At 58.6% G+C, this 25180-nt stretch carries 21 protein-coding genes; 13 read left to right on the forward strand and 8 right to left on the reverse strand.

Features of this window, described 5'->3' with window-relative positions; translation table 11 throughout:
- Positions 1–484: 484 nt before the first annotated feature.
- Positions 485–1120 carry a cAMP-activated global transcriptional regulator CRP gene (gene crp / locus DKW72_RS12610; protein WP_111642740.1) on the reverse strand — a complete coding sequence of 212 codons (636 nt, stop codon included), beginning with the start codon at positions 1118–1120 and terminating at the stop codon, positions 485–487.
- A 262-nt stretch (positions 1121–1382) separates the two neighbouring features.
- Here crp and DKW72_RS12615 point away from each other — a divergent pair, with 262 nt between their 5' ends.
- On the forward strand, positions 1383–1805 hold the full coding sequence (locus tag DKW72_RS12615; RefSeq protein ID WP_111642741.1) for an OsmC family protein: 423 nt from the start codon (positions 1383–1385) through the stop codon (positions 1803–1805).
- Positions 1806–1979: 174 nt separating this feature from the next.
- Here DKW72_RS12615 and coq7 read toward each other — a convergent pair whose 3' ends face one another.
- Positions 1980–2627 carry a 2-polyprenyl-3-methyl-6-methoxy-1,4-benzoquinone monooxygenase gene (gene coq7, locus DKW72_RS12620; protein WP_111642742.1) on the reverse strand — a complete coding sequence of 216 codons (648 nt, stop codon included), beginning with the start codon at positions 2625–2627 and terminating at the stop codon, positions 1980–1982.
- Between the two features lie 90 nt (positions 2628–2717).
- On the opposite strand from coq7, the gene DKW72_RS12625 reads away from it, so the two are divergent.
- A complete protein-coding gene (locus DKW72_RS12625; protein WP_111642743.1) occupies positions 2718–4199 on the forward strand; it encodes an AAA family ATPase in 1482 nt (493 codons plus the stop codon).
- 53 nt (positions 4200–4252) lie between these two features.
- Positions 4253–4549 (forward strand): PilZ domain-containing protein, encoded by a 297-nt coding sequence (locus DKW72_RS12630; protein ID WP_111642744.1) that lies wholly within the window; start codon positions 4253–4255, stop codon positions 4547–4549.
- Between the two features lie 336 nt (positions 4550–4885).
- On the opposite strand, the gene DKW72_RS12635 is transcribed toward DKW72_RS12630, so the two are convergent.
- Together DKW72_RS12635 and ettA are read right to left on the reverse strand one after the other, a co-directional pair.
- Positions 4886–6469, reverse strand: a complete 1584-nt coding sequence (locus DKW72_RS12635; protein ID WP_111642745.1) for a CapA family protein — start codon at positions 6467–6469, stop codon at positions 4886–4888.
- Positions 6470–6553: 84 nt separating this feature from the next.
- The gene (gene ettA, locus DKW72_RS12640; RefSeq protein WP_111642746.1) at positions 6554–8215 is read right to left on the reverse strand and encodes an energy-dependent translational throttle protein EttA; all 1662 of its coding nucleotides are present in this window, start codon (positions 8213–8215) and stop codon (positions 6554–6556) included.
- Between the two features lie 186 nt (positions 8216–8401).
- On the opposite strand from ettA, the gene DKW72_RS12645 reads away from it, so the two are divergent.
- Entirely contained in the window at positions 8402–9667 is a 1266-nt protein-coding gene (locus tag DKW72_RS12645; protein WP_111642747.1) for an endo-1,4-beta-xylanase, read from the forward strand.
- A gap of 109 nt (positions 9668–9776) precedes the next feature.
- A complete protein-coding gene (locus DKW72_RS12650) occupies positions 9777–11492 on the forward strand; it encodes a glycoside hydrolase family 43 protein (protein WP_111642748.1) in 1716 nt (571 codons plus the stop codon).
- Positions 11493–11539: 47 nt separating this feature from the next.
- Here the strand turns inward: DKW72_RS12650 and DKW72_RS12655 are convergent, their stop codons facing one another.
- Positions 11540–11707: a DUF1328 domain-containing protein gene (locus DKW72_RS12655; RefSeq protein ID WP_111642749.1), complete on the reverse strand. Its 168-nt coding sequence runs from the start codon at positions 11705–11707 to the stop codon at positions 11540–11542.
- Positions 11708–12020: 313 nt separating this feature from the next.
- On the opposite strand from DKW72_RS12655, the gene DKW72_RS12660 reads away from it, so the two are divergent.
- Positions 12021–12224 (forward strand): hypothetical protein, encoded by a 204-nt coding sequence (locus DKW72_RS12660; protein ID WP_111642750.1) that lies wholly within the window; start codon positions 12021–12023, stop codon positions 12222–12224.
- Between the two features lie 30 nt (positions 12225–12254).
- Here DKW72_RS12660 and DKW72_RS12665 read toward each other — a convergent pair whose 3' ends face one another.
- Together DKW72_RS12665 and DKW72_RS12670 are read right to left on the reverse strand one after the other, a co-directional pair.
- Positions 12255–13166, reverse strand: coding sequence for a response regulator transcription factor (locus DKW72_RS12665; RefSeq protein WP_111642751.1), 912 nt, complete (start codon positions 13164–13166; stop codon positions 12255–12257).
- Complete coding sequence (locus DKW72_RS12670; RefSeq protein ID WP_111642752.1) at positions 13153–16539, reverse strand: hybrid sensor histidine kinase/response regulator; 3387 nt, start codon at positions 16537–16539, stop codon at positions 13153–13155. Before DKW72_RS12670 ends, DKW72_RS12665 begins: the two co-directional genes overlap by 14 nt.
- A gap of 318 nt (positions 16540–16857) precedes the next feature.
- Between DKW72_RS12670 and urtA the strand changes: the two genes are divergently transcribed.
- From urtA to DKW72_RS12705, 7 genes are all read left to right on the forward strand, one after another.
- On the forward strand, positions 16858–18129 hold the full coding sequence (urtA, locus tag DKW72_RS12675) for an urea ABC transporter substrate-binding protein (protein WP_111642753.1): 1272 nt from the start codon (positions 16858–16860) through the stop codon (positions 18127–18129).
- Positions 18130–18208: 79 nt separating this feature from the next.
- The gene (urtB, locus tag DKW72_RS12680) at positions 18209–19135 is read left to right on the forward strand and encodes an urea ABC transporter permease subunit UrtB (RefSeq protein WP_111642754.1); all 927 of its coding nucleotides are present in this window, start codon (positions 18209–18211) and stop codon (positions 19133–19135) included.
- Positions 19136–19147: 12 nt separating this feature from the next.
- Entirely contained in the window at positions 19148–20299 is a 1152-nt protein-coding gene (urtC, locus tag DKW72_RS12685; RefSeq protein WP_111642755.1) for an urea ABC transporter permease subunit UrtC, read from the forward strand.
- Entirely contained in the window at positions 20296–21045 is a 750-nt protein-coding gene (urtD, locus tag DKW72_RS12690; protein ID WP_111642756.1) for an urea ABC transporter ATP-binding protein UrtD, read from the forward strand. The genes urtC and urtD overlap by 4 nt, the downstream gene beginning before the upstream one ends.
- A gap of 31 nt (positions 21046–21076) precedes the next feature.
- Positions 21077–21766, forward strand: coding sequence for an urea ABC transporter ATP-binding subunit UrtE (urtE, locus tag DKW72_RS12695; protein WP_111642757.1), 690 nt, complete (start codon positions 21077–21079; stop codon positions 21764–21766).
- Between the two features lie 214 nt (positions 21767–21980).
- Positions 21981–23213 (forward strand): formamidase, encoded by a 1233-nt coding sequence (fmdA, locus tag DKW72_RS12700; protein WP_111642758.1) that lies wholly within the window; start codon positions 21981–21983, stop codon positions 23211–23213.
- Between the two features lie 6 nt (positions 23214–23219).
- Positions 23220–23588 (forward strand): FmdB family zinc ribbon protein, encoded by a 369-nt coding sequence (locus DKW72_RS12705; protein ID WP_111642759.1) that lies wholly within the window; start codon positions 23220–23222, stop codon positions 23586–23588.
- Positions 23589–23654: 66 nt separating this feature from the next.
- Here the strand turns inward: DKW72_RS12705 and DKW72_RS12710 are convergent, their stop codons facing one another.
- Positions 23655–25136, reverse strand: coding sequence for a DUF3300 domain-containing protein (locus DKW72_RS12710; RefSeq protein WP_111642760.1), 1482 nt, complete (start codon positions 25134–25136; stop codon positions 23655–23657).
- Positions 25137–25180: the final 44 nt, after the last annotated feature.

Genomic DNA, 25180 nt, shown 5'->3' on the forward strand with positions numbered 1-25180 from the left:
TTTTCAGTATTGGAGTGGGGGCGCCCTGCGGGGGTAAGGGGTGCGGGACACGCCGTGAATACATCCTTGTAGGCTTGTAGTCGGCCGTCCAGGCCTCCTACAGTCCCGCACCCCTTACCCCCGAAGGGCTTCGCATCGCGTCTGCGCGCTGTAGAAATAAAATCAGCTAATAAAACGGGGGAAGGAAGTGTTGAAGCAAGGGTCGAGCTACGAAGCCGCCTTTCACTTTCACCCTCAAGCGCTAAGGGTTGCGGTGGTGAAGTAACGTGGAGGCCTTGGGGGCTTGCTCCCGGGACCGTAGGAGGCATGGGTGAGGCCGAGCGTTTGCAAAGCACAGCTTTGCGCTTGGCTGAACGCCCGGAGCTTTAGCGGAGGGCCGGGCCGCTTGCGGCCGACTTCGAGCGTACAGGGACGTATTTACAGCGAGTCCCGGGAGCAAGCCCCCAAGGCCGTAAACCGGCTTAAGCACGAAAAGAACCCAACCTTAGCGTGTCCCATACACCACCATGGTTTTGCCTTTCACGGCCACCAACCCCTGATCCTCCAGCGTCTTCAACACCCGCCCGACCATCTCCCGCGAACAACCCACAATCCGCCCGATTTCCTGGCGGGTGATCTTGAGCTGCATGCCGTCCGGGTGGGTCATCGCATCGGGCTCGTCGCACAAGTCCAACAGCGTGCGTGCCACCCGGCCGGTAACATCGAGAAACGCCAGGTCGCCGACTTTGCGGGTGGTGTTGCGCAACCGGCGGGCCATCTGGCTGCCGAGGGCGAACAAAAATTCAGGGTGGTTTTCAGCCAGCTCCTGGAATTTTTTGTAGCTGATTTCAGCGACTTCGCAGGCGGCCTTGGCGCGCACCCAGGCGCTGCGGGAGTCCTGTTGGTCGAACAGACCCATTTCTCCAAAAAAGTCGCCGTCGTTCAGGTAGGCTACGATCATTTCGCGGCCTTCGTCGTCCTCGATCAATACCGAGACTGAACCCTTGACGATAAAAAACAGCGAGTCACTCTTGTCCCCGGCGTAGATGATGGTGCTCTTGGCGGGGTAGCGGCGGCGGTGGCAGTGGCTAAGGAATTCGTCCACATTCGTGAGTTGGGGTGAAAATGAGACGGCGACCAAGTGTCAACTCCTGATTCTATTTGTAATGTAGTGCAAACATTGTAGCAGTATTGAGACACAGACCATAATCCGAATGGGGGCGTATGGCAAGCGTCTGTACTCGCGCTGCGGTTGGGCTGGAGGCGGCGTTTGACCCGTATTGTCGGAAGAATGTTCCCCAGTGACTTGAGGTGTTGATTAGGGCGACATTATTGTTCCCATGACCAGTGTGATAACCTTGCCGCCAATTGATTCAGTCAGTGACCAAATTGAGGGTAGACGCATGCAGGCAACCGTAAAATGGGTTGATGGAAAAATGTTTTTGGGTGAGTCCGGCAGTGGCCACACGGTGGTGATGGATGGGCCGCCGGATCACGGCGGGCGCAACCTTGGGGTGCGGCCGATGGAGATGCTGCTGCTCGGGTTGGGTGGCTGCTCGACCTTTGACGTTATGAGTATTCTGGAAAAGTCCCGCCAGGCGGTGACTGATTGCCGAGTGGAGCTGCAGGCTGAGCGCGCGGAGGGGGTGCCGTCGCCGTTTACCAGCATTCATCTGCACTTTGTGGTGACCGGCAAGAACCTGAAGGAAAATCAGGTGAAGCGGGCGGTGGAACTGTCGGCCACCAAATACTGCTCGGCCTCGATTATGCTCGAAGCGGGTGGTGTCGACATCACCCACGATTACGAGATTGTCGAAACCCCGTAATCTGCACGGGGTCGGGTCGGTGGTGTTATTGTCGGATTACGGCTGCGCCTAATCCGACCTACGTGGACAATGGCGCGCTGTCCCGAGTAGGTCGGATTAGCCCGCAGGGCGTAATCCGACACCTGAGGCACCCAACCCAACTCAAAACGCCAACCACAACCCTGTAGGCCCGCCCTACACCCGATAACTACTCTCGGTCATGACCTTGGACACAAGCCCCATGGCCGCCTTCACCGGCCGGGGAAACACCATGCCCCCCGCATCCAAGGCCGCCTGGCCGTGCTTGGCCTCATCCTCCAGCATCTGCGCGACAATCCGCCGACTCTTGTCATCGTCCACCGGTAGGCGCTGGAGGTGCTCCTCGAGATGACGGCACACCCGGTCCTCCGTGGCCGCCACAAACCCCAGACTGACCCTGTCGCTGATCAAACCCGCTCCGGCCCCGAGGGTAAACGACAGCCCGTACCATACCGGGTTGAGGTAGCTGGTATGGCTCCCCAGCTCCTTCACTCGTGCCTCACACCACACCAGATGATCAATCTCCTCGGCGGCGGCCTGTTCCATCTCGGCACGGACGGTGGGCAGTTTGGCAGTCAGGGCCTGGCCCTGATAGAGCGCCTGGGCGCACACCTCGCCGGTATGATTGACCCGCATCAGGGCCGCGGCGCGCTTGCGTTCGCGCCGGGTCAGGTCCGGCTCCGGCATGTCATGGGCGGGGGAAGGGCGCTCAGTACCCGCCTGGGTGCCGCCGGTAATGGTGCGCAGGGCGTGGTCAAAACCGTCAATCAGACGGTCGATACTGTTCAATGTGCGCTGGGTCATGGCAGAAAAACCCCCGTTGGCATAATCTTTGGTTCCCAGTATTCTACGTGAAATTCCATAACGACAACAAAAGCTCAAGGACCGATGTGCATGCAAGACCTCAAAGACCTGCAGCTGCTGCTCGATTCACGGGTACCGCTGGTGGTGATTGAAACCCACGAAGAGAAGAAAGCTCTCGACATGCTCCAACGCCTGGCGCGCCAGCGCGCCCACGATCTCTATCGCTGGTCGCTCACCGACGGCCTCAGCCAGATGAGTTTTGGCCCTCAATTGGTGCCCAAGGGTGCCGACCACACCGAGCCCGAGGCGGCTCTGGAGCAGATCAAGGCCCAGCAGAGCCCGGGCCTTTTCGCCCTGTGCGACCTGCACCCGTTTCTCGAGGATCGTCCCCGGGTGGTACGCCTGCTCAAGGATATCGCCCTCAACCACCTGGCCGTGCCCCACACCCTGGTGCTGATCAGTCATCAGCTGCGCCTGCCGTCGGAGCTGTCCCGCTATGCGGCGACCTACCCGCTGCAGCTGCCCAACGATGAGCGGATCATGGAGATCATCCGTGAAGAAGCCAAGACCTGGTCCGAGCGCAACGGCCGGGCGCGCATCAAAACCGACAATATCACCCTGCGTAAACTGGTGAGCAATCTTCAGGGTTTGAGCGTCAGCGACGTCCGGCGTCTGGTGCGCATCGCCATCTGGGAGGACGGCGCCATAACCGATGCCGACCTGCCCGCGGTCAACAAGGCCAAATTCGAGCTGCTCGATATGGAAGGCGTGATGAGCTTCGAGCAGGATACCCAGTCTTTTGCCAATGTTGGCGGGCTCAGCAATCTGCGCCGTTGGCTCAATGCCCGGCGCGACGCTTTTATCGGCACGGACAGCAGCCTGGATCACCCCAAGGGCATTATGCTGCTGGGGGTTCAGGGCAGCGGCAAGAGCCTGGCCGCCAAGGCGGTGGCGGGTTTGTGGGGGCAGGCCTTGCTGCGCCTGGATGTAGGCGCCCTGTACAACAAATACCACGGTGAAACCGAACGCAACCTGCGCCAGGCTTTGGCCCTGGCCGACGCCATGGCACCCTGTGTACTCTGGCTCGATGAGATCGAAAAGGGGATGTCCCAGAGCGACAATGACGGCGGCACCTCCCAGCGGTTGCTGGGGGCGTTTCTCACCTGGTTGTCCGAGCGCCAGAGCCGGGTATTTATCGTCGCTACCGCCAACGATATCACCCGTTTGCCACCCGAGCTGATTCGCAAGGGGCGTCTGGACGAAATCTTCTTTGTCGACCTGCCGGACGCTGATGTGCGCGCCGACATCTTTGCGATCCACCTGCGCAAGCGCGGCCACGACCCGGCGCGCTTCGACCTGGCGATACTTGCCGAAGCCAGCGACGGCTTTGCCGGGGCCGAAATCGAGCAGGCCGTGGTCAGCGCTCTTTACCGGGTGTCTGCCGATCAGTGCGTGCTCGATACCGATCAGATCCGCCAGGCGATTATTGAGACCAATCCGCTCTCGGTGGTCATGTCCGAGAAGATTCAGCAACTGCGGCACTGGGCCGGCGAGCGCACCGTGCCCGCCTGATCTACACTGGTACCAGACCGGTGCGGGCCGCACTTCAGCGTGAGGGAAAGGCAATGACCAACTGGAAATCCGACGACAAGCGCGATTTTATCCGTATGTCCGTAGATGCCGAGGCGCGGGTGTATATCGAAGGCCGAAGTGAAGCGCTTGCGGCAACCTGCCGTGATTTGAGTGCCACTGGCGTCAGCTTGCGGGTGTCGGATCCGGTGCCCCCTGGCACTCAGCTTCGCGTGCAGATTGCCTCTCCTAACGCACACCTGAGTGCCTTCGATGCCGATGCGGAAGTCGTTCACTGTGAGCCGGAAGGTCAAGGTCATCGCCTGGGCGTAAAAATAACCAAAATGCGTTAGGGCGCGATCGCCGGGCCAATGCGACCTGCTCGGACATTGACGCGCTGTATTGGGTCGGTGGCAAACTGTCGGATTACGCTGCGCTAATCCGACCTACCAGAAGCGACGCGCCATTGGTTGGGGTTTGGTGTGTTTTTTGTCGGATTACGCTGCGCTAATCCGACCTACCAGAAGCGACGCGCCATTGGTTGGGGTTTGGTGTGTTTTTTGTCGGATTACGCTGCGCTAATCCGACCTACCGGAAGCGACGTGCCATTGGTGGAGTAGGTCGGATTAGCCTGCAGGGCGTAATCCGACAATGTGGCAGCCAATGCCAATCGGAAGCGTAATACCTTTCTAAGGCACGACTGTGATTTCTCCAATCCGCACTTCCCCCAACAACCGGCCACCCACATCAACGCCCAGATAGATGCCGTGCTCGGTGATGGCCGCACCCTGATGTCCGCGCACAAAATAATGATCTTCAACAATCTCACCCGGCTGCCACAGGTCTGTGGGGTAGGACCAGTCGCCCGGCTGGTGGAAGCGATAGGTATCGCGATTGGCCCAGACAGGGCCTTCGTCGTCCGGTCGCAGGCGAACGGTAATCAGTGCAGACTGGTGCACAGGGCTATCCGTTTTCCAGTAACTGGTCACAAAAAAGCCGTAACGGTGCTGGACCTCCGCTGGCACCGGGCGGACGCCGAGCAGGGTCATGCCGTTGCTGAAGACGTGGTTCACGGGGATCAGGTCGTCGGGCAGTTGGTCAACCAGGGCGGCAGGGTGAACACTGTCCCGTGACGGCAGTGAGCTTACCGTCAGCGGCTCCAGTGAATGCTTGCCCGCTGTCGCAGTGTCTCGCTGAGGCAGTTTCAGGCGGTTGTCCTGCACGGCGAAGTCGGCGTCAAACTCCCGGCTCAGCGTGATCAGTCGCTCCATGATAGCCTCGGCGATTTCGCCTTCCGCCGGTACGGTGCGGGTGTGGTGCAATTGGATGGGACGAAACACAATCTCGCTGACGCCGCCCGGTGTCAGGCTCAGTTCAAATAACAGCGATTGCGCCTCCCAGGTGCTGCCCCGGTAGTCGAGCAGCATATTGCCGGCATCATAGACAACCGGCTTGCCGTCGATGACTTCAACACCCTGAATCCTGTGGGCGCTGTGTCCAAGGATCGCGTCCACACCCGCTTCGCGAATCAATCGTGCGGCGAGTTCGCGTCGCTCTTCCGTGGGTCGGTCCGCACCGTTTGGCCCCCAGTGTACGGTCATCAGTACTAGGTCGGACTCTCTCCGTGCCCGACGCACCTGCCGATGCACGGCGCGCACATAGGCATTCGGCCGGCGCTCGTCCAGATAAAAGGTGCCGGGTCGACGCCAGCCAGCTTTGAAGTGGGGCATGGTGGAATCCACACCAATCACCGCCACGACCAGGTTGCCCACAGACATTCGCCGGTAGCGGCGTGCGTCGCGCCAGGACTGACCAATGCCGGTGGCCTCGATGCCCGCTGCGGCGAGAATCTCCAACTGCTCGGCGACACCCTCGGGGCCGTAATCCCCTACATGGTTGTTGGCACCGGTGACCATCGTGACCCCGGCGCTGTGCAGCACCTGTGCCAGATCCGGCCGTCCGCGAAACAAAAACGGACTGCGCTCGCCCTTGTTACTGTTCGCTCGCCCCTGGGCGTTGAGTACCGCCTCCAGATTGATCAGTACCGCGTCGCTGTCATCCAGCCAATGCTGAATGCCGGCAAAGGGGTGGTCGTAACCGTGACGATCAATGGGCACGTGAGCGTAGCGAGTGAGAAAAACGTCGCCGCCGAAGATGAGCTGGCCGTTCCGCTCGGCGCCTTCTGGCGAAGGCGTGTCGGATTGTGGGCCGCAACTGATAAGAAAGCCAAGAGTTAATCCCAGCCAAAGATGATGCCAGTATTCCTTGCTCATGATGGATCACCTGTTGTCCGTTATTGGGGGCGATCAAACAGCGTCAATGAAACGCCGGCAGGATCAAACCCGCCGGCGCTGCGGTTACTTCAACGGCTTGTACTTCATCCGCTGCGGTTGGGCGTTTTCGCCTTTGCGTTTGACAAAGTCTTCGTGGTATTCGGTGTAGTTACCCTCGAAGAACACCACTTCCGAGTCGCCTTCATAAGCAAGGATGTGGGTGGCGATCCGGTCCAGGAACCAGCGATCGTGCGAGATCACCAGAACGCAGCCCGGGAAAGCCAGAATGGCGTCTTCCAGGGCGCGCAGGGTTTCAATGTCCAGGTCGTTGGAGGGTTCATCCAGCAACAGCACGTTGGCGCCCTGCTTCAGGGTGTGGGCCAGGTGCAGGCGGCCACGCTCCCCCCCGGACAATTCGCCCACGCGTTTCTGTTGATCCGAACCTTTGAAGTTGAAGCGGCCCACGTAGTTGCGTGAGCCCACCTCGTAGTTGCCGATGCGCAGCATGTCCTGGCCGTCGGAGATGGCTTCCCAGACGGTTTTCTTGTCTTCCAGGTTTTCCCGGCTCTGCTCCACATAGGCGACCTTGACGGTCTCGCCCAGAGTGACTGTGCCGCTGTCCGGTTGCTCGGTGCCGGCGATCATGCGGAACAGGGTGGATTTACCCGCACCGTTACCGCCGACGATCCCGACCACGGCGCCTTTGGGCACACTCATGGTGAGGTTGTCGATCAGCAGGCGGTCGCCGTAGCCCTTGGTAACGTTTTCCAGCTCAATCACCTTGTCCCCCAAGCGCTCACCCGGCGGAATGTAGATTTCGTTGGTCTCGTTGCGGGACTGGAATTCCTGGGATTGCAACTCGTCGAAGCGATTCAGGCGCGCCTTGCTCTTGGCCTGGCGGCCCTTGGGATTCTGGCGTACCCACTCCAGTTCCTGCTTGAGGGCCTTCTGGTGGGCGGCTTCGGAGCGGGACTCCTGGGCCAGGCGCTGTTCCTTGGCTTCCAGCCAGGTGCTGTAGTTGCCCTCGTACGGAATGCCGTAGCCGCGATCCAGTTCGAGAATCCAGCCAGCGGCGTTGTCCAGGAAGTAACGGTCGTGGGTAATGGCCACCACGGTGCCGGGGAAACTCTGCAGGAACTGCTCCAGCCAATGCACGCTCTCGGCATCCAGGTGGTTGGTGGGCTCGTCCAGCAGCAGCATGTCCGGGCGGGATAGCAGCAACCGGCACAGGGCGACCCGGCGGCGCTCGCCCCCGGAGAGTTTGGTGACGTCCGCATCCCAGGGCGGCAGGCGCAGGGCATCGGCGGCCACTTCCAGCTTGTGCTCCAGGTTGTGGGCGTCCCAGGCCTGGATGATGTCCTCCAGCTGGCCCTGGCGCTTGGCCAGGGCATCGAAGTCGGCATCGGGCTCGGCGTAGGCGGCGTAGACCTCTTCCAGCCCTGCCAGGGCGTCTACGGCTTCGCGCAGGCCGTCTTCAACGTTGCCGCGCACGTCCTTCTCGGGGTCCAGTGCGGGCTCCTGGGGCAGGTAGCCCACTTTGATGTCCGGCATGGGCCGGGCTTCGCCGTTAAAGTCCTTGTCCACGCCGGCCATAATCCGCAGCAGGGTCGATTTACCCGAGCCGTTCAGACCCAAAACGCCGATTTTGGCGCCGGGGAAAAAGGACAGGGAGATATCTTTGAGAATCTCGCGTTTCGGGGGCACCACTTTGCCAACCCGATTCATGCTGTAGACGTATTGCGCCATGGGGGCATAAACCTCTTGATGATCAAAAGGCGCAAGTTACCGAAAGCGGCGGGGGAGTGCAATTGCTAAGCCTCATTCCCTTGTAATTGCGAGCCGGGTCTTATAGGCTAAACACCATATAGTCCAAGTGAATTTAAGGTGGCTTTTGGCGCCTCAACAATAATGCACAATAACCTACGGTGACCTATGAAAACTTTCTTATTGCTTCTGGTGATGTTCAGCCTGGCGGGCTGTGGCAGCAGTTCGTCCGACCCTCTGGATACGCCGGGCGGGCCCAGCAACGGCAACGCGACCAATGGCAATGGCGCCGGCAACGGGAATAGTAACGGCAACGGCGAGCCGGACGACGGGCCCGCGGAACCTACCGGGGTGACTGCCGAGCTGGATTTCGACCACTTACACGCGCTCGCCGATTTCCCCGTGGGCATCGCTGTGTCTGCGGGGGGCGAGAGCCGCAGTATCCTTCGCTCGGGCGAGCGGGGGGACCAGGAGCGGGCGGTGATCGAGCAGCATTTCAACCAGCTCACCGCCGGCAACATCATGAAGATGAGTTATCTGCACAACCAGTGGGGCAGCTATACCTACGGTGAGGCCAACGCCCTGCGTGACTATGTTGAGGCTGAGGGGATGACCCTTCACGGCCACGCGCTGCTCTGGCATTCCTGTTATCAGGTGCCCCAGTGGGTGCGCGACTTCGACGGTGACCGGGATACTTTCCTGGATCAACTGACCACCCATATTCAGACCGTTGCTGCCGAGTTTGCGGGCAGTGTCGAGAGCTGGGATGTGGTCAATGAGGCGTTCCTGGATAGCGGTGAGTACCGGACCGGCATTGAAAATTGCTGGAACGACGGCGATGCGTCGATCTTCTACGAGCGGGCCGAGGGCCCAGGCTACCTCGAAACCGCTTTCCTGGCTGCCCGTGCCGGTGATCCCAGCGCTGACCTTTATTACAACGACTTCAACCTTGTGCCCAACGATGGCAAGTTGGCGGCGGTGCTGGATATGGTGGACGACTTTCAGGCGCGTGATATTCCCATCGACGGGATTGGTTTTCAGATGCATATCCAGCTGGGGTGGCCAAGTATCAATAATATTCGCGCGTCTTTCGAGCAGGTGGTTGAGCGCGGGCTGAAAGTCAAAATCACTGAGCTGGATATTCCCATCAACAACCCATTTTCGGGTCAGGTGGATTATGAAAGCTTTACCCAAGCCGCCGCCGATGCCCAACGCCGGCGATATTGCCAGGTGGTTGAAGCCTATCTTGAGGCGGTGCCTGAGACCCTGCGTGGCGGGGTCACCGTGTGGGGGTTGGCCGATGGCGACAGCTGGCTGATTGACCACTTTTTTGACGATGGCGTCGAGGCGCGCCCCTTGCTGTTTAACGACGACCTTACACCCAAGCCGGCGTTGATGGGCGTGGCGGACGCCCTGCGTGAGCGGGATTGTTAATTTCCCGAGCGCCTGTGTCTAGAAGTGTAAAATCCGTCGCGCCAATATTGTCACAGTAACTATAACGCGCTAACGTTCACGCATTCCGATAAATAATGGGGAACACCGAATGCGTTGGCGCAACAGTTTGAGCTTGGGGGGGATCGTGTTGGTGCTGTGCCTGGTGGGCTGTCAGGATCAGCCTGAACCGACCGCCTCGGAGCCGACCGACATCGCCCCGCTCGCGCGGTTCAACTGGTTTGAGTATCGCGGAGAGGATGACATTTTCGCCGAGCCTTTGGCCGAGGATGAATTCCAGAATCCGATCATCGCCGGTTTCTATCCTGATCCGAGCATTGTGCGGGTCGACGATGACTACTACATGATCCATTCATCGTTCGCGTGGAGTCCGGGAATTCCCATTTTCCACAGCCGGGATCTGGTGAACTGGGACAAGCTCGGTCACGTGCTGACCCGGCCCGATCAGTTGTTGCTCGACGAGCGGCAGGTCTCCGAGGGCATCTTTGCGCCCACGATCCGTTATCACGACGGCACCTTTTACGTGATCAGCACCGGCGTCTGGGCCGGAGGCAATTTTATTGTCACCGCGAAAGATCCCGCTGGCCCCTGGTCGGATCCCATCTGGTTGCCGGAAGTCGGCGGTATTGATCCGGACATTTTCTTTGACGACGACGGGCGGATTTATATTGCCCACAACGATGGCCCGCCCGATGATGAGCCTCTGTACGAGGGCCACCGGGCGCTGTGGCTGTGGGAGTATGATCCTGAGGCGCGCGCGGTGATCCCTCCGCGTCGGTTGCTGGTGGATGGAGGTGTCACGATTGAAGACGAGCCAGTCTGGATCGAGGCGCCGCACATTTTCAAGCACAACGACTGGTACTACCTGACGGCGGCCGAGGGCGGTACCGGGCACGAACACTCGCAGGTCATTTTCCGCTCGCGCAGCCTCGATGAGCCTTTTGAAGCCTACGCAAACAACCCCATTCTGACTCAGCGCGACTTGCCGGTTGACCGTGACAACGCCATCAACAGTGCTGGACATGCGGATTTTGTGCAGCTGCCTGACGGCGACTGGTGGGCCGTCTTTCTCGCGACCCGGACTTACGAAGGGCGTCACCATAACACTGGCCGTGAGACCTTTTTGCTGCCGGTTGCCTGGGAGGATGATTGGCCCATTATTCTGCGTGCGCAAACCGAGGTCCCTATGCGGCTCACGCGTCCGGACCTGCCGAAGTGGGACAAGACACTGCCGCCGCGCACCGGAAACTTCACGTGGCGCGACGATTTTGATACCGCGCAGCTCGCGTTCGAGTGGAGTAGGCTGCGGGTGTCTGAATCCCGGTGGTACCGTCAACGCGAGGGGCAGTTGATACTGGCACCCCAGCGTCTGACCCTGGCGGATCGGGCGCAGCCCTCGTTCCTGGCTCGGCGTCAGGCGCACGGGCGCTATCAGGCCAGCACCGAACTGCAACTGCCTATGGCTGAGGGCATGTCGGCAGGGTTGGCGGTCTTTCAGAACGAAAGTCACCATTACTATCTTGGTCTTGAGCGCGCCTCTGAAGATGGCTATCGGCTATTTCTGGAGCAGGCCGCCGGGGAGTCAGCCGCCGAGATAGCGACAACCCATATCGAGGGTGCCCGGGCGATCGAACTGTTCGTGGTGGGCGATCAGGGCGACATTGGGTTTTACTACCGGGTCGCGGGTCAAGCTGAACGCCAACGGTTGGCGGAAAATCTTGATGGCAGGGTTTTGAGTACCGCCGTTGCCGGCGGGTTTGTGGGGGCTCACATCGGCGTGCACGCGCGTATCGAGAAGTACAAATAAAAAAGGGACCGCCTGCTGAGCGGTCCCTTTTTTATTTACAGTGATCGTCAAGGCGGCGGTGGGCGCCGACCTGTGATGGCAAAGATAATAGCCAGTATCAGGCCTACGACAAACAGTATCCAAGCGATATTGGTGGCGACACCTGCGATGCCGCTCAGGCCCAAAACCCCGGCGATGACGGCAATGATAAGAAATACTAACGCCCATGAAAGCATAATGTCTTCCTTTTAAGAGTGAATGGGGAGTACTTCACGTCGGTCACGGCGTTGCGCGATACTTCGCGCGACCTTGATACCAAGACTAGATCAAGCGCCTAAAGTTTCCAGTTTTTCATAATGAGCCCTTTTCTGAGGAGTTGGGCGCCAAATGCGTGAAAGTGTGTGTAAAAAGCTGGATTTTTCTGTCACTCTGGTCTAGCGTTGTAGGCGTTACTCGCAAGTTTTGGCATGAACTTTCAACATGAGCGTTGTGTTTTAGCACCGGAGGTTCAACCGGTGCTGGCCACAGACGATCAAGAGGATGATATTCATGAACGACAACAGCAAGAGTAAGTTTCGTACCCTGGCCCTGGCGTTTGTCCTGGCTTTGATGGGGGGCACGCTGCTCGCGGCCTGCGACAATCAGGGTCCCGCCGAAGAGGCCGGCGAAAACATCGACGATACCATTGAGGATGCGCAGGATTCCTGGGATGACACCCGCGATGAAATCGAAGAAGAGCTGGACGATGATTAATGGTTTGCGTGTGCTGACCCGGCATTGACGTTATGCCCGGGTCAGGCACCGAATCGCGGCGGCTGCGGCCGCCGTTCTGTTTTCTACCCCCAATTTTTTAAAAATCTGCTCCAGGTGTTTGTTCACCGTACGCGGACTCATTTCCAGAATCTGACCAATTTCCCGATTGGTCTTTCCGTTGGCGATCCACAGCAACACATCCGCTTCCCGTCCGGTCACCGCAAAGTGCTCGCGCAGACGCTCGGTGGCTTCACTGGGGCTGGCATTGGCTTTCAGTCGGAGTAGGTACTCCTGTGTCGAAATGTTGGCCAGAAACTCCAGCGTCAAAGGCCGTTCACTGTCGGTTGTCAGCAGATGTCCGGGCGCGGGTTCGTGCGCAATCCAGGTGCGTAGTGCCTGGCAAAAGTCTGTGCCCGCCGCTTCGCTGAGTAAACCACAGGCGTGCATTTTCTGGCGTGCTTGCGGCGTCGCCCATAGCAGCTGCCCTGCATCATCCACCGCAAACAGCAGTTGCCCGGCCTGGTCAAGGGCAACCCGTGTGCTGCGCGCCATATGAGCATTGGCCATGTGCACGCGCATGCGCGCCACCAGCTCGTCGGGATTGATGGGTTTGGTAATGTAGTCGACGCCGCCCGCGTTGAGTCCCATCACCACATGTTCGGTATCGCTCAGGCCGGTCATGAATATGATCGGGCAGTCTGCCAGCGCCGGGTTGGCTTTCAATTGGCGGCAGACCTCGAAGCCGTCCATACCGGGCATGACCGCGTCCAGAAGAATCAGGTCCGGGCTTATGTTGCGGGTGATGTTGAGCGCTTGCGAGCCTTCGAGCGCGACCAGTACGGTCATTCCCGCTTGCTCAAGCACGTCGTTGATCATGCGGATACTGTCGAGGGAGTCGTCCACAACCAAAACGGTTTCGGGGCGCTTTTTAGGTAGAGGCATTGTCAGTCACCTGAAGCAATTTTTTAATGGTGTCAAATTGAAAGTCATTGGTCAGCCGAATCAGTTCGGTGTAAAAAGTGTCGTTGCCCTGGGAGCTTTTACGCAGCTCGTACAGGGATTCGAGCAGACCTTTACGGTGGCCAATCACCGCGAGCCCCAGAAGGTGTCGGATGTGGTGGGGTTCGGGCAGACGTATACCGTCCAGTGTCTGGGTTTGAATGTGTTCGGCCGGTGTGCTTGAGCCAGTGTCATGGCGCCACTGAAGACCCAGTAATCGGCCCATGTGTTCGAACAACTGGTCGAGCCGGATGGGTTTGACAAAATACCCGTGATGGTCCGGGCGCTCATCGGCCTCATGACGTCCTTCGCTGGCGTCGCCTGACACCATCACCACCGGGGTGTCCGCAAAACGCGCCCGCAACTGGGTCAGTAATTGCCAGCCGCTGATGCCGGGCATGGAAACGTCAAGCATAATCAGGTCGGCTGGGCGGCGCTCAAGAATTGGCAGGGCATGACCGGGATCGCTGACCTCAACCACATCGAACCCCAATGGGATCAGCGCTGTGCGCATCAGTTGCCGATGAGATTGTTCGTCGTCGATGATGGCGATACATTTTCGCTCGCCCTCGTAGCCGAGCAACGGCCGCTGGGTTGCCGGCTCGGGCATACTGTCGGCGCTGCTGACACTGCTCAGCATCAGCGCAACTTTAAAACAGCTGCCTTTGCCGGGCTGGCTGCTGACAGAGATGTCACCGCCCATGATTTCGGTGAGCAGTTTGGTGATGGTCAATCCCAAGCCGGTACCACTGGCTCCATTGCCTGGCGCACTGACGCGTTCAAAGGGCATGAAGATACGTTCCAGGTTGTCCTCTGCAATCCCCGCCCCGGTATCTTCAATGATGAATTCCGCCACCTGGCTGCGATACCGCAGAGTCAGAGTGACGCCGCCCTGGTCGGTGTACTTGATGGCGTTGGACAGCAGGTTGATCAGAATTTGACGCAGGCGCTTCTCATCAGTCCGGACTTTGTGGGGCAGCCGGTAGGGGCAATAGAAGTCAAAGGCCAGACCTTTGTCGCGGGCCTGTAATTGGAACATGGTTACCAGCTGATCCATCATCAGATCCAGGCGCATCTCGTTCTTGTGCAGATCCAGACGCCCGGCTTCGATCTTCGAAATATCCAGAAGACCTTCGATCAAATCTGACAGGTACTCACTGCTGCGACGGATGACGCCCAGCGCTTCGCGTCGCTCCGGCGGAATGCTGGGGTCCTTTTCCAGCAGCTGAGCGTAGCCGAGAACCGCATTGAGTGGCGAGCGCAACTCATGACTGATTCCGGTCAGGTAGCGGCTCTTCGCCTGATTTGCGGATTCAGCCTGCTCTTTGGCACACTGCAAGGCTCGGTCAGTCACCTCGTGGGCCTCAATTTCTTCGGTCAGGAGACGGTTTTGACGGCTTGACTCTTCCTGCGCGACAACGCGACTTTCGTGCGCGAGCACGAACAGCCAGCTGATGACGCCGGTGATGATCAGAAGAATAAAAAATACTTTCCATAAAGTGCCAGCCATCAGGGTCATCGCGATAGCGTCAGTGACCGGGGCCTGAAAGTAGATCAGCGACAGCAGCAGTGCTGACAAGCCGTTGACCAGAAACATCAGGGCGATAAAGTGGCCCATGCGGGAATTGATCCGGTCGAGTACGCCCGCTGGCACCAAGGGCCGCGCTATGCTGTGCAACTGCTCCCAGTAGCTCGCGCCGGGTTTGCAGGCGTCGCCACAGCGTGCGTCGAGCGAACAGCACAGCGAACAGATATGGCCAGCATAGGCAGGGCAATGGGTAATGTCTTCCGGCTCAAAACGGTTCTCACACACCGAACACCCGACCCGACCGTCATTTTCGCCGTGGATCAAAACCGGGTCGCGGGCGATGTAGTACTTTCCATCAGTGGCCCAGGCGATCAGCGGTGCGACCACGAGTGCGATGCCGAGGGCAATGAAGTGTGCGAGCGCTTGCGCCACATCGCCCACGGTGCCGCTCAGGCAGATGAACCCCACCAGGGTGGCGCTCAGCATGGCCCCCAGCCCTACCGGGTTGATGTCGTAAAGATGGGCGCGCTTGAATTCGATGTGTCTGGGCGAGAACCCCAGGGGTTTGTTAATCACCAGATCGGCGACCAGTGCGCCAGCCCAGGAGATTGCGACGATACCGTAATAACCCAGTGTTGCTTCCAGGGCTTCGTAAACACCGAGTACCATGACCAGCAGCGCGATACTGACATTGAACACTAGCCAGACGACGCGGCCCGGGTGGCTGTGAGTCAGCCGAGAGAAGAAGTTGGACCAGGCGATGGAGCCGGCGTAGGCGTTGGTGACATTGATCTTGACCTGACTCAGAATGACAAAAATGCCGGCGACGGCCAGAGAGACCTGAGGTGAACTGGTGATATAGCTGAATGCCACCATATACATACGGGTCGGATCGGCGGCTTCATCCGCACTGACGCCGTGACTCAGGGCCAGCACCGCCAGAAACGAGCCCGCGAGAATCTTGATTACCCCGATGACTATCCAGCCCGGTCCCCCGGCCATGATTGCCGCCCACCAACGCAACCGATTGCCCGGACGGGCCTCGGGAACGAAACGCAAAAAATCCACCTGCTCACCGATTTGCGCAATCAGTGCAAACATTACTCCGGCCGCAGCGCCAAACATCAGCAGGTTCAACCCTGCTCCGTCGACCGTATTGAGCCCGGCGAACTGGGTCCAGTCGTCCACCGCTCTGGCGTCCAGATAAATGATGAAGACAAAAGGCAGGAGTTGCAGTGTCACCCAGACCGGTTGAGTCCACAGCTGAAAGCGGCTGATCAGGGTGATGCCGTGGGTGACCAGGGGAATGATCATGACGGCGCACAACAGATAGCCCGCGATCAGGGGCACGCCGAACAACAGCTCCAGCGCCATGGCCATGATCACCGCCTCAAGGGCGAAGAAAATAAAGGTGAAGGTGGCGTAAATCAGAGAGGTAACCGTTGAGCCAATATAACCAAAGCCGGCGCCCCGGGTGAGCAGATCACTGTCGACCCCATAGCGGGCGGCATAGTAGCTGATCGGAATGGCAGTCAGGAGAATGACCAGACCCACGGCCAGGGTTGCAGCCACCGCATTGGCAAAACCGTACTGTAAGGTGATGGCCCCGCCAATGGCCTCGAGCGCGAGAAAGGAAATGGCGCCCAGGGCGGTGTTGGCAACCCGGCTCGACGACCAGCGTCGGGCGCTCTTGGCCGTAAAGCGCAATGCATAATCTTCCAGGGTTTCGTTGGCCACCCATTGGTTGTAGTTACGCCGTACACGAAAAATATGTTGTTTCGCTGTCATAAGACGTTGCTTGCCCCAAAAAGTCGCATCTGATGAAAAGTGCCCTGTGCTGTCGCACGTTTTTGGGGCTGCGCGGGCAATCTTCCTGTGCCTTGGCGAAATCAGGCAGCCTGACAAGTGCCCAGTCAATTTATGTGCCAGTAGTCCCCCGCGCAGCGTTGCGCTCAACCCCCAGTTGTAAAACCTTTCTGCGTCCGACGCCATGCGTCAAATAACGTACTGCCTTGGGGTATTTGTCGAATGGGCAGCGAGGTGGTCGCCACGCACAATGGTGACCATGGACAAAAGTCCTGTCGCTAACCTGAACGAGGAACCGCCATGAACATGTCAAAAACCCAAGGCCCCTTCAAAGGGCTCACTCGCCGAGGCCTTATGGCCGGTAGCATTGCCGCGTTCGCGGCGACGCTGATGTTGTCGGTACCCAGTTGGGCCGAAAAGCCCCCCACCGCTGAAGTCAACACTACGGGGCTGGCGGTGACCGATGACACGGTCACCGTCGGGATTCTGCATTCGGTTACCGGCACTATGGCCCTGAGTGAAGAAGGGTCGGTGCAAGCGGAGATTCTTGCCATCGAACAGATCAATGCCATGGGTGGTGTGCTTGGTCGGCAGATTCAGTACATTCAGGAAGATGGTGCCAGTGACTGGCCGACCTTTGCGGATCGGGCGCGAAAACTGATCCGTCAGGACAACGTCGCATCAGTGTTTGGCTGTTGGACATCGGCCTCGCGTAAGGCCGTGCTGCCGATCTTTGAGCGCTACAACAATATGCTTTACTACCCGACTTTCTACGAAGGTCTGGAGCAGTCGCCGAACGTGGTTTACACCGGGCAGGAGGCCACCCAGCAGATTCTTGCGGGGCTGGACTGGGTGCACCGTGAAAAAGGCGCGGAAACCTTCTACCTGCTGGGCTCAGACTACATCTGGCCACGCACCTCCAACAAGATCGCGCGTATTCATATCGAAGAGCATCTCGGTGGTCGGGTTTTGGGAGAGGATTACTTCCCGCTCGGGCACACGAGCTTCAACTCCGTGATCAACCGTATTCGCCTGCGTAAGCCCGATGTGGTCTACGCCATTATTGTCGGTGGCTCCAACGTGGCCTTCTATCGGCAGCTGCGCGCCGCCGGTCTGGATATGACCAGTGAAGACTTCACGCTGATGACCATTTCTGTCACCGAGGATGAAGTCTTGGGTATCGGCGGTCAGAACATTGAGGGCGCCTACTCGGCCATGAAGTACTTCCAGAGCCTGGACAACCCCAACAACGAGGCCTTTGTCAAAGCCTTTAAAGAGCGTTGGGGTGAAGACTCTGTGATCGGCGACGTAACACAGGCCGCCTATCTGGGCCCCTGGTTGTGGAAGGCGGCTGTTGAGAAAGCTGGCTCCTTCGATATCGACAAGGTCCGTGAGGCCACGCCGGGCATCGAGTTGACCACCGCCCCGGAAGGCTACGTCAAGGTTCACGACAATCATCACCTCTGGTCCAAGTTGCGTATCGGCAAAGCCCGACGTGATGGCCAGTTCGACGTGATCTATGAGACTGAAGAGCTGATGGAGCCCAACCCTTTCCCGGAAGGCTATCAGTAACTCGTTACCCGCTCCGCGCCCTCGGGCGCGGAGATCTGTTTGAGCGTGGATAAATCACTGCGACCTGGGAGTAAGGACCATGTTTTCAGATTTTACTACGGCCGAGTTGGGTGCGATCTTCGCAATGCAAGGGTTCGCTGGCTTGATTCTTTTTGCCGTGTTTGTATTGATGGCGCTGGGGTTGGCGATCATCTTCGGGCAGATGAAGGTGATCAATATGGCCCACGGTGAGTTTATGATTCTGGGCGCATACGTTACCTATGTGACCTCGAATATGTTCGCCAGCCACATCCCGGATTTTTTTGGCTACTACTTTCTGGTCGCGATTGTGCTCGCATTTCTTGCTGCCGGGGCTCTGGGTGCACTGGTCGAGTGGGGCATGATCCGGTTTCTCTATAAACGGCCTCTGGATACGCTTTTGGCGACCTGGGGCTTGAGCCTGATCTTGCAGCAGACCTACCGCTCGGTGTTTGGTGCGCGCGAAGTTGGGGTGGTAACACCCGAGTGGCTCGACGGCTCCTACCGCTTGACCGATATGATTGAGGTACCCATTAACGGCATGTTTGTGATGGCGATTGCCGTCATGGCAACGATTGCCGTCGCCTTGCTCATGTACCGGTCTTCCTGGGGTAAGCAGGTGCGTGCAGTTGTCCAGAATCGGCCCATGGCGGGCGCGGTCGGTATCAATACCGCGCGTGTTGACCGCATGACCTTTGCGCTGGGTTGCGGTATCGCTGGTATCGCTGGCAGTGCCTTCACCATGATCGGCTCGACTGGGCCGACCGCGGGCCAGGCGTACATTGTCGATACTTTTCTGGTCGTAGTATTTGGCGGCGCAGCCAGTCTGATGGGTACCGTAGCTTCAGCGTTTACCATTTCCCAATCACAATCGATTCTCGAATTCTTTATGGGCGGCTCCATGGCCAAGGTGCTCACCCTGCTGACCGTAGTGGTGATCCTGATGCTTCGCCCGCAAGGTCTGTTCACCCTCAAGGTCCGTCGCTAGGAGGACACTGCTATGCCATTCAATACTTTCAAAGAGTATATGTCGCGTCAGGACGTTCTTGCCTTTGCCGTGCTGGCCTTGCTGCTATTGGTAGTTTTTCCGCTGAGCCTGGATATTCTGCGCCTGAACCAGGTGGGAAAATTTCTGAGTTTCGCCTTCGTCGCTGTGGGCCTGGTGTTGTGTTGGGGTTACGGCGGCATTCTCAGTCTCGGGCAGGGGGTGTTCTATGGCCTGGGTGGTTACGCCATGGCCATGTACCTCAAGCTCGAAGCCTCCTCGCCTGAGAACACCAGTATTCAGAGCACACCCGGTATTCCGGACTTTATGGACTGGAACCGGATCACTGAGCTGCCCTGGTTCTGGGTGCCCTTTAACAGCCTGACAGTTGCCTTGATTGCGATTGTTGTGGTGCCCGCGGTGTTCGCCTACCTGATCGGTTTCGCCATGTTCAAGCGGCGGGTGAGTGGCGTGTACTTTGCGATCATCACCCAGTCGATTGCCGCCATCATGACGATTTTGATTATCGGTCAGCAGGGCCTGACTGGCGGTGTCAATGGCATTACCGATCTGCGAACCCTCAAGGGCTGGGAGATCAACACCGACTTTGCCAGCTACGTTTTTTACTTTGTGTGTGTCGCCATGCTGTTTGTGTGCCTGTTCATTGCCCAGTTTATCCGCATGAGTAAGGTGGGGAAAATTCTGATTGCCATGCGCGGGCAAGAAGATAGGGTCAGGTTCTCCGGTTACGATATCGCCAACTTCAAGATATTTGTGTTCTGCGTCGGCGCAGCCTTCGCCGGTATTGGCGGGGCGATGTTTACCTTGCAGGAGGGGTTTATGTCTCCAAGCTTTGTTGGCATTGTGCCCTCCATTGAAATGGTGATTTTCTGTGCGGTGGGTGGGCGGCTGTCCTTGCCGGGCGCGGTGTATGGTGCACTTCTGGTCAACATCGCCAAAACCACCTTCGGTGAGGCTTTTCCTCAGCTGTGGCTGTTTGCCATGGGCCTGATCTTTATCGGGGTTGTATTGGCATTGCCCAACGGCGTTGCCGGCGTCTACAACACTTTCTTCGCGAGGCCGGTCGACGCCCTTATGGCGCGTGTCCTTGGGCGCGATAAGACACGCAATACCCTAACTGTACCTGAGCAGGGAGTGACCTCATGAGTCCGACCAATACTGATTTTATTCTCGCGGTAGAAGGCTTGACGGTATCGTTTGACGGATTCAAAGCGGTCAACGATCTCAACTTCTACGTTGACAAGAACGAGATCCGCGTGGTGATCGGCCCCAATGGCGCCGGAAAGACAACGGTGCTCGACTTGATATGCGGACGAACCCAGGCGACCTCCGGCTCTATCAAGTTCAAGAACCGTGAGCTGACCAGAATGTCCGAACCCAATATCGTGAAAGCCGGCGTAGGGCGAAAGTTTCAGAACCCCTCGGTATACACAGATCTGACGGTGTTTGAGAATCTGGAGATCTCCTACCCCAGTGGCCGCAGCGTTTTTGGCTGCCTGGCGTTCAAACGCTCGCCCGAAGTGATCGCCCGCATTGAAGAGGTGGCCGAGCGGATTTTTCTTTCCGACCAGCTGTATACCCAGGCGGACCTGCTCAGTCATGGACAGAAACAGTGGCTGGAAATCGGCATGTTATTGATTCAGAAGCCGGAGCTGCTGATGCTCGACGAGCCGGTGGCGGGCATGTCCGTAGCCGAACGGCGCCAGACGGCCGTTCTGTTACGGGAGATTGCCAAAGAACACACCATGATTGTCATTGAGCACGATATGCAGTTCGTGGCAGAGATCGCGCACAAGGTCACGGTGTTGCACCAGGGGAGAATTCTGGCGGAAGGCTCACCAGACAAAGTGAAGCATGATCCGAAAGTGATCGAGGTCTATCTCGGCCATTAATCCCGGCCCTGGCGAATGAGAAGGTGACGCTATGTTGAATGTAAGTAACTATTCAGTGGCCTACGGCCAGAGCGAGATTCTGCGCAATCTGAACTTGACGGTTGGCAAGGCTGAAATCGTCGCGGTGATGGGCCGCAACGGTATGGGTAAAACCACACTGATGAACTCGTTGATCGGCACGATTCCCAGCCGGGCGGGAAATATTGTGCTCGATGGCAAAGATGTGTCGGGTCTGAAAAGTCACGATCGGGTAAAAGCGGGCTTTGGTTTTGTCCCTCAGGGGCGGATGATCTTCTCGACCATGACGGTACGCGAGAATATCGAAACCGGGTTGGTGTCGACCGGGCGGCGCTCGGTACCGCAGGATATCTACGACCTGTTTCCGGTGCTGCTGGATATGCGCAACCGGCGTGGAGGAAACCTCTCGGGTGGTCAGCAGCAACAGCTGGCCATTGCCCGGGCGCTTGCCAGCAATCCCAAGCTGCTACTGCTGGATGAGCCCACAGAAGGTATTCAGCCGTCGATCATCAGTGAAATGGCGCGCACGCTCAAGCTGATCCGTGATCAACGGGGTCTGTCCATCATTGTTTCCGAGCAGGTGCTCAAATTCGCCCTGGATATTGCCGACCGGATTCTGGTGATAGAGAAAGGCGAGATCGTGCATGAAGAACTGCGTGAAAGTGTTGACGAGGCCAAGGTGGCCTCTTACCTGGCGGTTTAGCGACCCGGTTCTCCCGTCGAGCAAGCGCTGACGTTGCGGCCATACCTGTACGCGGGTGTGGTCGTTTTTTTGTAGTGGCGGTTGGCACTTCAGAGACCTACGTCATTTGACGTAGGTCTCTGCGCAATTGGCGTATTCACCCACCCCTGGGGATCTTTGATACTAACCCTCAAGCGTGCTCTACGCGCTCGTCCCTATACCGAGGAGAATCGCCATGACCGATACCATTATCAAGATCGACCTGAACAAATCCCCCTACGAGAACGACATGATTCACAACCGCTGGCACCCGGACATTCCGATGGTGGCAACGGTCAAGCCCGGCGATGACTTTATTGTCGAGTGTTACGACTGGACCGGCGGTCAGATTGCCGACAACGACAGCGCCGACGACGTGCGCGATGTCGATCTGACTCAGGTCCACTTTCTCTCCGGTCCCATTGGGGTCGATGGCGCCGAGCCGGGTGACTTGCTGGAAGTGGATATTCTCGATATTGGCGCATTCGAAGACAGTCAGTGGGGCTTTAATGGGTTTTTCTCAAAGCAGAATGGCGGCGGCTTTTTGACCGAGCACTTCCCTGAAGCGCAGAAATCGATCTGGGAGTTTAACGGCATGTTTACCAAGTCCCGGCATATTCCCAACGTTGAATTTGCCGGTCTGATTCACCCGGGCTTGATCGGCTGCCTGCCCTCCAAGGAAATGTTGGCGGAATGGAACACCCGGGAGCAGAAACTGGTCGACACCGATCCCGAGCGGGTACCGCCGCTGGCAGCTCTGCCTTATTCCGACACCGCGCATATGGGGCGCATGAAACCCGATGCGGCGAAGAGCGCGAGCGCCGAGGGCGCGCGTACTGTGCCGCCACGAGAGCATGGGGGCAACTGTGACATCAAGGACTTGTCTCGCGGTGCGAAAGTCTATTTCCCGGTCTACGTAAAAGGCGGTGGCCTGTCCGTGGGGGATCTTCACTTTAGCCAGGGCGACGGCGAGATCACCTTCTGTGGCGCGATTGAAATGGCGGGCTGGATTCACCTGCGCGTCAATCTGATCAAAGACGGCATGGCCAAGTACGGCATCAAGAACCCGATCTTCAAGCCCAGCCCGATCAAGCCCAGTTACGATGATTACGTGATCTTCGAGGGCATTTCGGTCGATGAGCAGGGCGAGCAGCATTATCTGGATGTACACGTGGCCTACCGGCAAGCCTGCCTCAATGCTATCGAGTACCTCACCAAGTTCGGCTACACCAAAGCCCAGGCTTACGCGATTCTCGGCTGTGCCCCGGTTGAAGGGCATATCAGCGGGGTCGTGGATATTCCCAACGCCTGTGCAACCTTGTGGCTACCGACCGGGATTTTCGATTTTGATATCAACCCCAGTGCCGAGGGGCCTGAGAAGAAGGTCACCCCGGGGGTGGATATTCCCAAATCGGCTGACAAGGAGTAACGCCTTATGCCCCTGTACGATTACAAGTGCCGGGAACACGGTTTGTTCTACGCGCTGGCAAGTCTGGACGAAAGCGGTGATGTAAAGCCCTGCCCCGCGTGCGGTAAGGCTTCGGCGCGCGTCATTGTGTTGCCGCCGCAACTTCGGGTTATGGACGAGCAGCAGCGCGAGGCTCGGGAGCGCAACGAACGCAGTCGCCACCAGCCGCTGTTTTCCAACCCTGAGCAGCGTCGCGAAGCCCAGGCCCGACGTGAGCATAAACATGGCAAAGGTTGTGGTTGTGGTCAGCAGTCGGTGAGTAAATCACAATTGTTCTATACCGCTGACGGCAAAAAGATGTTTCCTTCAATGAGGCCGTGGATGATCAGTCACTGAGGTGGGTCAACATTCACGTTAGCCGGGGCACTGCCCCGGCTTTTTTTGTTGTGGACGGTGGGCGGCCTAGTCGGCCCGGTTGCGCCAGCTCCGGCGCTCGTTGTCGCCACTGCTGCGCGTTGCGGGTGCAGAGCGTTGATTGCCTGCCGGGCTTTGGCGGGTGCTGCGATTCTGCGTCCCAGCGTTGTCATTGCGCGGTTGCGAGCGCAACTGCGTGGCGCCCGAAGGCCGCTGTTGGCGCTCGTTGCCCCAGCTTTGCCGTTGTTGCTGCTGGCCCGAGCGTTGCGGCTCCGCCTGCTGACGTGGCGTAGTGCTCCACTGGCGCTGCCGGGTCTGCGGCTGTTGCTGCGTTTCGCGCTGTGGTGCCTGCTGGCGTTGCGCTGGCTGCTCTTGCCGCTGCACCGGTTGCTCCTGGCGCTGGCGGTTGCGGTCCATCCAGGTTTGGCGCTCAGGACGCGTGTTCCGTTGAGCCTCTCCGGTGGTGCCGCGCTGCCGGGTTGCACCGCGCTCTTCGCTGCCGCGGTTTCGGGTTGTGGTCGTGCGGCTGTCCTGACCACTCAACCGGTTACGCAGGCGCTCGGTACGCGCCGGCGCTTCGGTGGTGCCGGTCGGGCGTCCGCCGGATGCCCGCTGTTGCTGGCGACTGACGCCAGTGTGCACCCGCTCATTCCGGCGCTGCTGATCCCACTGGCGGCGGTTTTCGTGGGCGTAGCGATCGCGCAGGCTCGGGTTGGAATAAACCACACCCCGCCGGTGCTGAGGGTTGTGGCGCCAGTGATGGGCGTTGCGGTGGCTCGCGACACTGCGTCCGCTGTAATAGCGGTGCGGATGGTGATGGCGATGATGGATCACCACCACCTGGTGCCGGGGCCAGTAAAAGGAGCTGAAATAAAAGCCGCTGTGTACCCGGTAGCCGCTGCTCCAGTAGATGCCGCTATGGTGCGAATAATGGGCAGGGTAGCCCCAGTACACCGGCGGGTAGGCGTCCCACCACCAGTGACCGTAGACCACGCGGGTGTCGTAGTAGGGCACATACACAATGCGTTCGCGCGCGGGCTCAATGTAGATTACCTCGCGTTCGCGCTGCACCTGAATATAGTCATTGGAGCTCAGGTTGCCGGCTTCATGAGCCCGGTGGCGCAGGGTCTGAATGGTGGCCACCATGCGCTCCTCGTCCAGCAGGAAGGCGTCTCCCAACTGCTGGGTCCACTCCAGGTCGTCGCTCATCTGTTCGAGAATGCGCGGAAAGGCCAGCAGCGCTGTCACGCTCGGGTCCCAGCCTCGATCCTCGGCGGCGTTGACGGCGGCTTCGCCCTCGAGCCCGGGATTGTTCTCAAGCCAGCGCTGGGCCTGAACCACTTCCAGCGGATAGGTGGCGGCGATCAGGATATGGGACAGCAGGGTATCCGGGTAGAGCGCCACCGGCGCCAGCATGCTGTCGAGCTGGGCCTGACTGAAGCCCGCCTCATCATCGGCACTGGCGGCGGTGCTCCACAGCAGTGGCAGTGCCACCAGGAGCCATAGTATCGGTGAAATAAACCTGTTCATAAGCCAGTCCTCGCACTGGGTATTCAAGGGTCAGGTTACAGCAT

The organism is Marinimicrobium alkaliphilum (genome assembly GCF_003259155.1).
In the GTDB taxonomy this organism is placed as follows: Bacteria; Pseudomonadota; Gammaproteobacteria; order Pseudomonadales; family Cellvibrionaceae; genus Marinimicrobium_A; species Marinimicrobium_A alkaliphilum.